Origin of the sequence: Burkholderia sp. MSMB1459WGS (assembly GCF_001534535.1) — a bacterium.
In the GTDB taxonomy this organism is placed as follows: Bacteria; Pseudomonadota; Gammaproteobacteria; order Burkholderiales; family Burkholderiaceae; genus Burkholderia.
On record NZ_LPMU01000076.1, the window covers coordinates 1 to 12937 of the forward strand.

Annotated in this window: 9 protein-coding genes and 1 pseudogene; 9 read left to right on the plus strand and 1 reads right to left on the minus strand. The window is 67.6% G+C overall.

Annotation, left to right across the window (positions count from 1 at the left end):
- Window positions 1–27 precede the first annotated feature (27 nt).
- The 5 genes and pseudogenes from WT97_RS29655 (at window position 28) to WT97_RS29675 (ending at window position 6233) form a co-directional block, all read left to right on the plus strand.
- On the plus strand, window positions 28–831 hold the full coding sequence (locus tag WT97_RS29655) for a hypothetical protein (RefSeq protein WP_060354918.1): 804 nt from the start codon (window positions 28–30) through the stop codon (window positions 829–831).
- 300 nt (window positions 832–1131) lie between these two features.
- Window positions 1132–1356, plus strand: a pseudogene (locus WT97_RS29660) (porin); the annotation flags it as partial.
- Between the two features lie 235 nt (window positions 1357–1591).
- Entirely contained in the window at window positions 1592–3673 is a 2082-nt protein-coding gene (locus WT97_RS29665) for a bifunctional diguanylate cyclase/phosphodiesterase (protein ID WP_060354920.1), read from the plus strand.
- Between the two features lie 356 nt (window positions 3674–4029).
- Window positions 4030–4740 carry a response regulator transcription factor gene (locus tag WT97_RS29670; RefSeq protein ID WP_059503486.1) on the plus strand — a complete coding sequence of 237 codons (711 nt, stop codon included), beginning with the start codon at window positions 4030–4032 and terminating at the stop codon, window positions 4738–4740.
- A complete protein-coding gene (locus tag WT97_RS29675) occupies window positions 4740–6233 on the plus strand; it encodes a HAMP domain-containing sensor histidine kinase (protein ID WP_060354925.1) in 1494 nt (497 codons plus the stop codon). The genes WT97_RS29670 and WT97_RS29675 overlap by 1 nt, the downstream gene beginning before the upstream one ends.
- 15 nt (window positions 6234–6248) lie before the next feature.
- On the opposite strand, the gene WT97_RS29680 is transcribed toward WT97_RS29675, so the two are convergent.
- On the minus strand, window positions 6249–7349 hold the full coding sequence (locus WT97_RS29680) for an AraC family transcriptional regulator (protein WP_060354921.1): 1101 nt from the start codon (window positions 7347–7349) through the stop codon (window positions 6249–6251).
- 309 nt (window positions 7350–7658) lie between these two features.
- On the opposite strand from WT97_RS29680, the gene WT97_RS29685 reads away from it, so the two are divergent.
- From WT97_RS29685 to WT97_RS29700, 4 genes are all read left to right on the plus strand, one after another.
- A complete protein-coding gene (locus WT97_RS29685) occupies window positions 7659–9293 on the plus strand; it encodes an AMP-binding protein (RefSeq protein ID WP_060354922.1) in 1635 nt (544 codons plus the stop codon).
- Window positions 9293–10450 carry an AraC family transcriptional regulator gene (locus tag WT97_RS29690; RefSeq protein WP_060354923.1) on the plus strand — a complete coding sequence of 386 codons (1158 nt, stop codon included), beginning with the start codon at window positions 9293–9295 and terminating at the stop codon, window positions 10448–10450. The genes WT97_RS29685 and WT97_RS29690 overlap by 1 nt, the downstream gene beginning before the upstream one ends.
- A 418-nt stretch (window positions 10451–10868) precedes the next feature.
- Window positions 10869–12659, plus strand: a complete 1791-nt coding sequence (locus WT97_RS29695; RefSeq protein ID WP_060354924.1) for an acyl-CoA dehydrogenase — start codon at window positions 10869–10871, stop codon at window positions 12657–12659.
- 84 nt (window positions 12660–12743) lie between these two features.
- Window positions 12744–12937, plus strand: a 194-nt coding sequence (locus tag WT97_RS29700; RefSeq protein ID WP_373558484.1) for an NAD(P)/FAD-dependent oxidoreductase, incomplete at its 3' end; no start/stop codon positions are given.

Genomic DNA, 12937 nt, shown 5'->3' on the forward strand with positions numbered 1-12937 from the left:
GTCCAGTTCGTTTGAAAGGGGACCCCGATGAAAGCCGCTGTACTGATTGCATTGACCTGCCTCGCGCTGACCGCTTGCGGCGGCGGCGACAACAATTCCTCGCCCGCGGCGTCCGGCGGATCGGGGACGAGCAACAACGGTGGCGGCGGCTCGAGCGGCGGCACGCCGACCACGGGCGCACCCGATGGCAATTCGGGTTCGCCGACCGCCTCGAACGTCGAGTGCGATCCGGTTTACCAGCAGGGCGATACCGTGCAACTGCACATGTATACGCAAGCGACGTCGCAGAGCCCGTCGGTCGACAACGGCGTGTACACGCGGACTTACGCGCCGGCGACGTTCAACGGCGTGGCGCTCACGCAGCAGGCCGAAACCACGACAGGCTCGCCGATTCAGACCAATCACTACTACCTTGTCGGCAATGGCGTGCGCACGAACTACGGTGGCGAGGTCTACAGCGGCGGCACGCTTGCATTGCGGGACGTGAACTCGCCGCCCTATGTCGAGACGATCGGCCTCGCGGGAAGCGAAACGGTGAATTACGTGGATACGCCGGTCTTTCCGGCAGGCGGCGCGCAAACGTCCGTCTCGATCCAGCGGACGTACGTCGCGCGCGAAACGGTCAGTCTCCGCAACGGCAAGGTCTTCGCGAACGCTTGCCACTATCACACGACGGAGACCTTCACCAACCCGGCGTTGACGAGCAAGACGATCGCGGACGACTGGCTCGCGCCGGGCGTCGGCCTGGTCAAGTCGGTCGCCGACGTGGGCGGCACGCAGATCATCACGCGCGAACTGGAAGCGGCGACGGTGGGCGGCAAGTCGTACTAGAGGGCGGCGCGAGAGCGGCGGCGCAAAGGGAGAAGTTGCGCCGCCCGTCGCCCGCCGTGCCGTTCGTCGCGCAAACCGGCGCCCGACGACACGACGCGCGGGGCGCAGATCGATATCCCGATCGATCAGGACTGCGAATATACCGTGCCGGGCCGTTCAGATGGAGCGCAGGAACACGGCGGACACGCCCAGCCGAAGGTCCGACGAGAGATTGCGCGACCGTGCGTTCCGCGTTTCGGCTGGGAATATATGTTCCTGATCGGCGGGATTCCGGGCATGGTCATCGCGATCCTGACGCCCTTGTCGATCCCGTTGTCGCCGGCCGACTTCCTGCTGGCGGAATGGGCGCGTACGAAACGGTCCGGCGCTACCCGAGCGGCCAGCAGCCTGCGGAACACCGCGTCCGTCGGCTACAACCACCTTCTGTCGAAACGGACGGACATATACGCGATTTATTCTTACGACAAGCTGAGCGCTCACCCCACCGGCAAAACGTTTGCGGTCGGCATTCGTCACACGTTCTGATTCCCGCCAGCGTCTTCCAACGCCCCCGCAACGGTAAATAACGGTAAATCCTTCCCTGAACGGGAGGGCGCGTTTATGATCCGCCGCTGCAAGCGGTAGTCGTCGGAATCGCCTGACGCGTCACACCACCAGTCCATGCCTTCGGACACCGCTTTCCGTTTGTGCCCGACTTTCCCGCGAATCCCCCGGCTAGCCGGGGGGCCGTTATCGTCAAATCGAAAGCGACCTGTAAACAATGCTGCCGACAAGTTATAACGCGTTGCTCGTTCTTCTTTCGCTCCTCATCGCCATATTGGCGTCCTACACCGTGTTGGACATGGCCGGGCGTATCAAGACGGCCAACGGGCGCGCCGCACACTGGTGGCTGATAGGCGCGGCCAGCGTGATGGGGGCGGGCATCTGGTCGATGCATTTCGTCGGCATGCTTGCCTTCGCGTTGCCGATTCCGCTGGGATACGATCCGGCCATTACGGCGCTTTCGTTGCTGATCGCCATTGGCTGCTCCACGGTTGCGCTGTGGCTCGTCTGTCGGGGCAGGCTCGAGTGGCGCCGGCTTGGTGGCGGCGCGATGTTGATGGGGGCCGGCGTAGCGGGAATGCATTACACGGGCATGGCTTCGATGCGCATGTCGCCGGGCATCCAGTACGACGCGTTGCTCGTCTGCCTGTCGGTCGCGATTGCCGTCGTCGCATCGGGCGCCGTGCTGTGGATCGTATTCATTCGGCGAGCCGGTTCGTCTCGGGTGCGGCTGCTCAATCTGGGCGCCGCAGTCCTGATGGGGGCCGCCATCGCCGGCATGCACTATACGGGAATGGCGGCCGCCCGGTTCCCGGTGGGCAGCATCTGCGGGGCCGCCCGTTCCAGCATGGATCCCAGCGGGCTTGCGCTCGTCATCGTCGTGGCCACGTTGGCGATACTCGCCATCGCGCTGATCGTTTCCGTCCTCGACCTGCGTCTGGAATCCCGCACGGCGGTACTGGCGACATCGCTGGCCGAAGCGAACCAGGAGCTGACGTATCTGGCGCTGCACGACACCCTTACCAAGCTCCCCAACCGCGTGCTGCTCGAAGACCGGATCGACCAGGCGATCCAGAGCACCGATCGCGAGCACGGATGTTTCGCGCTGATGTTCATGGACCTCGACGGATTCAAGGCCGTCAACGACGCCTATGGTCATCACGTCGGCGATCTGCTGCTGGTTGAAGTGGCCGGGCGCATCGGCGCGAACCTGCGCTCGCAGGACACGATCGCCCGTCTGGGGGGCGACGAGTTCGTGCTGGTCGTGGCGGTGAACGAGCCCGCCGACGCGGCCGACGTGGCGGACAAGGTATTGGCGGTGATTCGGGCGCCGTTCCACGTGTCCGAACACGAGTTGCGCGTGTCGGCCAGCATCGGGATCGCGCTCTATCCCGGCAACGGCAGTGATTTTCGCGAGCTGATGACCAATGCCGATGCAGCGATGTATCACGCCAAGGCGCTCGGCCGAAACGCGTACTGCTTCTTCGAGGCATCGATGAACGCGAATGTCCGCGAGCACTTGAAAATCGTGCAGGAACTCCGTCTGGCGCTGGAGCGGCGTGAGCTGGTCCTGCATTACCAGCCGAAGTTCGAAGTCCCCGATGGACCGATCATGGGCGTCGAGGCGCTGTTGCGATGGAACCACCCGACGCGCGGCCTCATTTCGCCCGATCAGTTCATCTCGATTGCGGAAAAGACCGGATTGATCGTGTCGATCGGCGAGTGGGTACTGGACGAGGCCTGCCGGCAGATGCGCGAGTGGCGGGATGCAGGTCGAACCGACTGGACGATGGCAGTGAACCTTTCCCCGTTGCAGTTCGGTCACGCGAGCCTGATCCGGGTCGTGGAGGCTGCGTTGCAGCGGCATGCGCTGGAGCCGCACTGCCTGACGCTGGAGATCACCGAATCGACCGCGATGCGCGATGCCGACGCCAGCTTGAGAATCCTGCAGCAGCTTCACGACATGGGGGTGCGAATTTCGATCGACGACTTCGGAACGGGTTATTCGAGCTTGATGTATCTGAAACGCTTGCCGGCCAGCGAGCTCAAGATCGATCGGGGATTCATCCGGGATCTCGAACACGATACCGAAGATGCCGCGATCATTTCCGCGATCGTCGCGCTCGGACGGGCACTCGACCTGAAGATCGTCGCGGAGGGCGTTGAAACGACCGCGCAGCAGCAGTTCCTGACCCGTCTCGGCTGCAATTCGCTGCAGGGCTTCTTGCTCGGGCGTCCGATGCCGGCGGATCACTTCGTCGAAGCGACTGCGCAAGGCACGGCGATCAAGAACATTTGATCCCGATGCGGAACGCGTCGTGGTCGCCCATCGCGATCGCCCGGCCCATCTCCGCGATGGTCGATCACGGCAAGCGGGTCGCCCACGCGATCGGCTACGCTATCGCGCAATCGTCGGTGTCGCGCTGCCCCGCCTGCGCCAACGCGTGGCGGGTTTGAGGGGCCGGAGCGGGAAGCCCGGCGGACATTGGCTCACATCACGGGCACGATCCAAACATAAACGAAATGTGATCCCTTGCCGCCGCAAAATTTTGCACAATGGCGACAGCGCGGCCTTCCGCCGCGCTTCGCGCCGGCCCCGATCGCCGCCCGACAACCGTGACCGAGCTCCGCTCCGACGTACCGCCGCCCACCGCCATGGACCACCCGAAACGTATCCTGATCGTCGAGGACGACGCCGACATCGCCGACGTGCTGAGCCTGCATCTGCGCGACGAGCGCTACGAGGTCGTGCACAGCGCGGACGGCGCCGAAGGGTTGCGCCTGCTCGAACAGGGCGGCTGGGACGCGCTGATCCTCGACCTGATGCTGCCGGGCGTCGACGGTCTCGAAATCTGCCGGCGCGCGCGGGCGATGACGCGCTACACGCCGATCATCATCACGAGCGCCCGGTCGAGCGAGGTGCACCGGATCCTCGGCCTCGAACTCGGCGCCGACGATTACCTCGCGAAGCCGTTCTCGGTGCTCGAACTCGTCGCACGCGTGAAGGCGCTGCTGCGGCGCGTCGATGCGCTCGCGCGCGATTCGCGGATCGACGCGGGCACGCTCGACGTCGCGGGGCTCGCGATCGACCCGATCGCGCGCGAGGCGAGCGTCGACGGCGCGCGCATCGATCTCACGCCGCGCGAATTCGACCTGCTGTATTTCTTCGCGCGGCATCCGGGCAAGGTGTTCTCGCGGATGGACCTGCTGAACGCCGTGTGGGGCTACCAGCACGAAGGCTACGAACACACGGTCAACACCCACATCAACCGGCTGCGCGCGAAGATCGAGGCCGATCCGGCCGAGCCCGTGCGGATCCTCACCGTGTGGGGACGCGGCTACAAGCTTGCCGCGCCGGACGCATGATGAAGCTCACGCTCACGCGGCGGCTGTCGCTCGTGTTCTCGATCCTGCTGCTCGCGTGCTCGGGCGCGTCGGCATGGCTGCAGATCCGCGCGAACGACATGCGCGAGAAGGAAGTCGTGCAGGCGCTGTCGCGCGACCTGGCCGCCAACATCGCCGGCAGCGCGCCGCTGATGGACGCGAACGGGCTGCGTCCCGACGCCGTGCGCACGCTGTTCGGGCAGCTGATGGGCGTGAACCCGAGCGTCGAGGTGTACCTGCTCGACAACGCCGGGCGCATCAAGGGCGACGATGCGCCGCCGGGCCACGTGAAGCGCGACCGCGTCGATCTCGCGCCCGTGCAGCGCTTCATCGCGGGCCAGCCGCTGCCGATCCTCGGCGACGATCCGCGCAGCCCGGACGCGCGCAAGGTGTTCAGCGCCGCGCCGCTGCAGCGCGCGGGGCAGCCGCCGTCGGGCTACATCTACGTGGTGCTGCTCGGCGAGGCGCATGACCGGCTCGCCGCGCGCGTCGACGCCGGCAACGTGCTGCGCACGACGCTGTGGTCGATGGCGATCGTCGCGCTGCTCGGGTTGCTGGCGGGCCTCGTCGCATTCGGCTTCATCACGCGCCCGCTGCGCCGGCTGACGGCCGCGATGCGCGACTTCGACGCGAACGCCGCGCCCGACACGCCGCCGCCGGTGCTGCGCTTGCCGCCGGGCCGTCGCGGCGACGACATCGCGGTGCTCGAATCCGCGTTCGCGCAGATGGCCGACCGGATCGGCGAGCAGTGGCGCGCGTTGACGCGCCAGGACCAGCAGCGGCGCGAACTGATCACGAACATCTCGCACGACCTGCGCACGCCGCTCACGTCGCTGCACGGCTATCTGGAGACGCTGTCGCTGAAGGCCGACACGCTGGCCGAGCCCGAACGGCGCCGCTACCTGTCGATCGCGCTCGCGCAGAGCGCGAAGGTCGGGCGGCTCGCGCAGGCGCTGTTCGAGCTCGCGCGGCTCGAATCGGGCGGCGTGCAGGCCGAACGCGAGCCGTTCTCGCTCGTCGATCTCGTGCAGGACGTGTTCCAGAAATTCGAGCTGGCCGCGCAATCGCGCGGCGTCGCGTTGCATGCGCGGATTCCGCCGCGCGTGCCGGCCGTGTCGGCCGATCTCGGGATGATCGAGCGCGTGCTGACCAACCTGCTCGACAACGCGCTGCGGCACACGCCTTCGCACGGCGAGGTCGAGATCGCGCTGGAACCGCAGGGCGACCGCGTGGTCGTGACCGTGTCGGATACCGGCGAAGGGATTCCGGCGGCGCGGCGCGAAGGGTTGTTCCAGCGGCCGCAGCGGCCGATGAGCGGCGGCACGGCGACGAGCGGCGGGCTCGGCCTGTTGATCGTGCACCGGATGCTGGCGCTCAACGGCAGCGGTATCCGGCTCGTCGACCGGCCCGGGCGCGGCGCGGTGTTCGAGTTTGCGCTGGCGGTGGCGTCGCCGGCGGCAGGCGACGCACGCTGACCGCGATCGGCGGCGTCATCGGCCGCGCTTGCGCCGCACGTCGCTCGGCGTCGTGCCGGTCCAGCGTTTGAACGCGTGACGGAATCCCACGGCATCGCTGAAGCCGAGCGTCAGCGCGATGTCCTCGGTGCTGAGCGTGGTCGTGCCGAGGTAGTCGATCGCGAGCGCCTTGCGCACGCTCGTCAGCAGTTCGCTGTACGACGTGCCTTCGGCTTCGAGCTTGCGGCGCAGCGTGCGCGAGGTCATGCACAGGCTCTCGGCGATCGCGTCGATGTCCGGGAATTGTCCCGGCGTGCGGGTGAGCTCCTCGTATACGCGTCGCGTGATACCCGATCGGCTGCGCAATTCGTCGAGCAACTGCGCGCAGTGCGACGACACCTGCGCGGCGGTGATCGGGTTCGCGAGCTGCGGTGCGCGCGTGAGCCAGGCCGCCGGATAGCTGAGCACGTGATGCGGCTGGTCGAACGCGATCGGGCATTCGAGCGCGTCGGCCAGCAGCGCCCCGTGCGGCGGCCGCGGCTGCGCGAACTGCGCGCGCGCGGGCACGCACCATCCGCCCATCACGTCCTTGATGATCGTCACGTGCAGCGCGAACTGCATGTCGATCAGGAAACGGTACAGCGGCTCGTCGAGATCGGGCAGCGCGACTTCGTGGCGGTCCGGAAACAGCCACGACGCGGTGTCGCCGTGTTCGACCCAGCGGATCGGCAGCATCCCGTTCGCGAGCCGATGATATTTGACGGCCGCATCGAACGCGCGCGCGAGCGATTCCGAGCACAGCATCGCGTAGCCGTACATGCCGTAGCTCGACGCGCGCAGCAGGCGGCCGACGCGCACGCCGAGGTCGGTGCCGTCGTACCGGCCGACCGCGTTGCGCGCGGCCGTCAGGAACTGCCGCGGCGACGTGAGCGTGAACGGGTCCGCGACGTCGGCCGGCGCGAGGCCGGTGCCGGCGAGCACCGCCGCCGGGTCGAGGCCGGCTTGCGCGGCCACGTCGACCAGCACGGCCAGCTTGGCCGGCGTGAAGCGCTGCTCGCGCAACGCGTGGGCGGCGTCGGCGTCGGGCAGCCGCGGGGGACGGGCGTCCGTCGGTTTCAACAGCGCACTGCGCGACATGGGGATCCTGCGTCCGAATCGATATCGTTGACGGCTTGCAATTTTGCGCGGGAACGATTCCGTTCGCCACAGGGTTCACCCTGATGCGCAGACGGTACGGCCCGATCGGACGGGCGTTCGCCGTGCGAAGCGACGTGGACACATGCATGCGCGTGTCCGTTTCGATCATGTTTTCGGCCGGCCGGATCATTTGCAAAGCGCGTCGCGCGGGCGATAGTCGCCGCTCAGGCGGCGGCCCGCGTCCTTCCGGCGTGCAGGCCGCCGTGCGAACGGCGCGCATGCCGGCGTGCCGTCCCCGAGGAGCGAGACATGACGAACAGACACTGGACCGGGTCGTACGGCTCGATTCCCGCCGAGATCGACGCCGACTGCCATCCTTCCGTCAGCGCGCTGCTGGACGACGCGATGCGCCGCTTCGCCGACCGTCCGGCGTTCCATGCGTTCGGCCGCACGCTCACGTATGCCGACGTCGACCGCCTGTCGACCGCGCTGGCCGCGTATCTGCAGCAGGTCGTCGGCGTGCGCAAGGGCGATCGCGTGGCCGCGATGCTGCCCAACGTGCTGGCGTTTCCGGTCGTGTTCGTCGCCGTCGCGAAGATCGGCGCGGTCCAGGTTAACGTGAATCCGCACTACACCGCGCGCGAGCTCGAGCATCAGCTCAACGACGCAGGAGTCGAGGCGGCGGTCGTCTGCGGCGGGTCGATGGGCACGTTCGCGGAGGTGGTCGGCGGCACGCGCGTGCGCACCGTGCTGAGCGTGGGGCGCGAGGATCTCGGCGTCGTCGATGCGCCGGCCGGCACGTGCGACGCACTGCCGCCCGGTTCGATCGCGCTCGCGCACGCGATCGCCGCCGGCGAATCGCTCGCGTGCGAGCCGGTTGCGCTGAACGGCGCGGACCTGTTGCTGCTGCAATACACCGGCGGCACGACCGGCCTGTCGAAGGGCGCGGCGCTGTCGCATCGCAACCTCGTCGCGAACGTCGCGCAGTTCGCGGCGATCGTGCCGGATGCGCGCCAGCCGGGCGAAGAGGTCGTCGTCACCGCGATCCCGCTGTATCACATCTTCGCGCTGACGGTGAACTTCCTGTCCTACTTCGCGATCGGCGCGCAGAACTGGCTCGTCGCGAATCCCCGCGACATGGACGGGTTCGTCGACGTGCTGAAGGCCGCGCGGCCGACGGTGTTCGTCGGCGTGAACACGCTGTACGCGGGGCTTGCCGGCCATCCGCGCCTGAAGGAGGTCGACTGGTCGCGGCTGAAGCTGTCGGCCGGCGGCGGCGCGGCGGTGATCGACGTGATCTCGTCGCGCTGGAAGGCGGTGACGGGCAATTTCATCCGCGAGGGCTATGGGCTGTCGGAAACGTCGCCGGTCGTGTCGTTCAACCCGCAGTCGATCGATCGGTTCACGGGCACCACGGGCCTGCCGCTGCCGTCGACCGACGTGAAGCTGCTCGACGAGCAGGATCGCGAGGTGGCGATCGGCGAAGCGGGCGAGATCTGCGTGAAGGGGCCGCAGGTGATGAGCGGCTACTGGCAGAAGCCGGACGCGAATGCGGCCGCGTTCACGGCGGACGGCTATTTCCGCACCGGCGACGTCGGCGTGTTCGACTCGGCCGGCTTCCTGCGGATCGTCGACCGCAAGAAGGACATGATCATCGTGTCGGGCTTCAACGTGTATCCGAACGAGGTGGAAGCAGTGGCGACCGCGCTGCCGGGCGTGGCCGAATGCGCGTGCATCGGCGTGCCGGACCCGCGCACGGGCGAGGCCGTCAAACTGTTCGTGGTGCTGGCGCCAGGCGTCGACGTGACGGAAGCGCAGCTCGTCGCGCATTGCCGCACGAGCCTGGCCGCGTACAAGGTGCCGAAGCTGGTTCGATTCGTCGACCAGCTGCCGAAGTCGACGGTCGGCAAGATCCTGCGCCGGGAACTCAGCCGCACCGACTGATGTGGGCGACGCGTCGCGCGGCGGCTGCGCGGCCTGGTGTGCGGAAAGCCCCGAAGGTGGCGCGCGGGCCGCTCAAGTACAATGCGGTCGGTTCGATCGACGGGGACGCGATGACCGGCTCAGACTCACTTTCCGCCCGGCCCGGGCGTGCGCTGCCGTCGCCGAGCGCGACGGTGCCGATCTCGCTCGTCAACGGCTTTCTCGCGAGCGCGGGCGTGCAGCGCGACGTGGTCGAACGCTACCTGCGCGGCGCCGGCATTCCGATCGAGCTGCTCGGCGAGCCGCACGCGCGCGTGACGGAGGAACAGTTCTCGACGCTGTACCGCACGCTCGCGATCGATCTCGACGACGAGATGCCCGGCATCTTCTCGCGCCCGCTGCGCGGCGGCACGCTGAAGTATCTGTGCCTGAGCCTGCTCGATGCGCGCAACCTCGAAACGGCGCTGCATCGTTTCGGGCAATTCTTCCATATCCTGCTCGACGACTTCTTCGTCGAATCGAAGCGCGACGATCTCGTCGCGCAGGTGCTGCTGCGCCCGAACGAGGCGATCGGGCCGATCGGCGCGCTCGGCCAGGAGCTGATGCTCAAGCTCGTGCACGGCGTGTGCTCCTGGCTGATCGGGCAGAAAATCCCGCTGCTGCAGATCGAGTTCGCGTGCCCGCGGCCCCGCCACGCGGTCGATCACCTGTACTTCTTCACCGGCGCGGTGCAGTTCGACTGCGAGCGCACGCTGATGCGCTTCAGCGCCGATTACCTCGACGCGCCGATCCGGCAGAGCAAGCGCAACCTGCGCAAATTCCTCGCGCGCGCGCCCGGCGACTGGATCTTCGAATCGTTCAGCGAACAGCTCGTGTGCCATCGGGTGCGGCAGTACCTGTCGGCGGCGCTGCCGGATCTGCCCGCGATCGACCAGGCGGCCGAGCATCTGCATTGTTCGGTGCGGACGCTGAGCCGCCATCTGGCCGCCGAAGGGACGACGTTCCAGGTGCTGAAGGACGAACTGCGGCGCGATATCGCGATCCAGCGGCTGACCGATACGCCCGACACGATCGCGGCGATCGGCGCGGATATCGGCTTCGACGATCCGAGCGCGTTTCATCGCGCGTTCCGGCACTGGACCGGCAGTACGCCGGGGACGTATCGGCGCCGGGCGTGACGCGGGCGCGGGGCGGAGAGCCGCGGATTCGCGCGTGCGCGGATCGACTCCCATAACCGGCTCCTTTTGTGGTTTTCACGGCGCGTTTTTGAGCGGACACTCCCATAACCGGCTTCCTTCGCCGCTCGAGCTCGGCAGGCGCGAGTGCGGTCAGCCGCTCCCGTTGGCGCGCATGAGCTGCGATTGCCGACACCGGCGGACCGGGCGCCGACGCCCGTCGGACGGGCGTTCGCCGCCGGGCACGGCGGTGTCCGCCGGTACGTGACGTGGCCGGTTTTGTCACCATGTGGGCCGGATATGACAATGGGAATCCGGATGCCCGGCGTTAGGATGGCCCATCACGTCGCCCAACGCTGGCCGGTTTTGCCGTATCGGACCCCGTGGCGCTCCTATTCACTGCCTGATTGGAACATCGACCATGAGCTATAACGCCCCCGTCAAGGACATGCTGTTCGTGCTGAAGGAACTCGCGGGCATCGACGCCGTTGCGCAGTTGCCGGGCTTCGAGGATGCGGGTTACGACACGGCGCAGGCCGTGCTGGACGAGTCCGCGAAATTCTGCGGCGAGGTGCTGGCGCCGCTGAACGTCGAAGGCGACCGCAATCCCAGCAGCTGGAAGGATGGCGTCGTGACCGCGACGCCGGGCTTCGGCGAAGCGTTCCGCCAGTTCGTCGAAGGCGGCTGGCAGGGGCTGCAGCATCCGGCCGAATACGACGGCCAGGGGCTGCCGAAGCTGATCGCGACGCCGTGCATCGAGATGCTGAACGCGTCGAACCTGTCGTTCGCGCTGTGCCCGCTGCTCACCGACGGCGCGATCGAGGCGCTGCTGACGGCCGGCACCGACGAGCAGAAGCAGCGCTACGTGCCGAAGCTGATCTCGGGCGAATGGACCGGCACGATGAACCTGACCGAGCCGCAAGCCGGTTCGGATCTCGCGCTGGTGCGCTCGCGCGCGGAGCCGCAGGGCGACGGCACGTACAAGGTGTTCGGCACGAAGATCTTCATCACGTGGGGCGAGCACGACATGGCGGACAACATCGTCCACCTGGTGCTGGCGCGCACGCCGAACGCGCCGGAAGGCGTGAAGGGCATCTCGCTGTTCATCGTGCCGAAGTTCCTGGTCAACGACGACGGCTCGCTCGGCGCGCGCAACGACGTGCACTGCGTGTCGATCGAACACAAGCTCGGGATCAAGGCGAGCCCGACGGCGGTGCTGCAATACGGCGATCACGGCGGCGCGATCGGCTATCTCGTGGGCGAGGAGAACCGCGGCCTCGAATACATGTTCATCATGATGAACGCGGCGCGCTTCGGGGTCGGGATGCAAGGGATCGGCGTGGCCGACCGCGCGTACCAGAAGGCGGCCGAATTCGCGAAGGAACGCGTGCAGAGCCGTCCGGTGGACGGCTCGGCCAGGCAGTCGGTGACGATCATCCATCACCCGGACGTGCGCCGGATGCTGGGCACGATGCGTGCGCTGACCGAAGGCGCGCGGGCGCTTGCGTATGTGGCTGCCGCGCACAGCGACATCGCCCATCGCCATCCGGACGAGGCGACGCGCGCGCGTCATCAGGCCATCTACGAATACCTGGTGCCGGTGGTGAAGGGCTGGAGCACGGAGATGGTGAACGACGTCGCGAGCCTGGGCGTGCAGGTGCACGGCGGGATGGGCTTCATCGAGGAGACGGGCGCGGCGCAGTACTACCGCGACGCGCGGATCCTGGCGATCTACGAAGGGACGACCGCGATTCAGGCGAACGATCTGGTCGGCCGCAAGACGATGCGCGACGGCGGCGCGGTGGCGAAGGCGCTGATTGCGGAGATCGGCGACACGGTCGCGGCGCTCGGCAAGATCGACGGCGCGGCGGCCGCTTCGATGAAGGCGCAACTGGAGAAGGGCGCGCGCGCGTTGTCGGCGGTGGTCGACTACGTGCTGGCGAACGCGAAGCAGGACCCGAACGCGGTGTTCGCGGGCAGCGTGCCGTACCTGAAGCTGGCGGGCGTGGTGCTGTGCGGGTGGCAGATGGCGCGCGCGCTGGTGGCCGCTCACGCGAACCGCGCGAACGACGTCGCGTTCTTCGACGCGAAGATCGCGATCGCGCAATGCTATGCGGAGCACGTGCTGGTGCAGGCGGGCGCGCTCGAAGCGTCGATCGTCGGCGCGAAGGGCAACGAGAGCGTGCTCGCGTTGACGGAAGACCAGTTCTGACCGGCTGACGGTCGGGATGCAGCAGGAGGAGACAGGATTTTGACCACACAGGACTTGCTCGCGCAATACGGCCCGCGCGAATCGATGGAATACGACGTCGTGATCGTCGGCGGCGGCCCCGCCGGGTTGTCGGCGGCGATCCGGCTCAAGCAGCTGGCCGCCGAGAAAGGCGCCGAGATCGGCGTGTGCGTGCTCGAGAAGGGTTCCGAGATTGGCGCGCACATCCTGTCGGGCGCGGTGATGGACCCGCGCGCGATCACCGAGCTGTTCCCCGACTG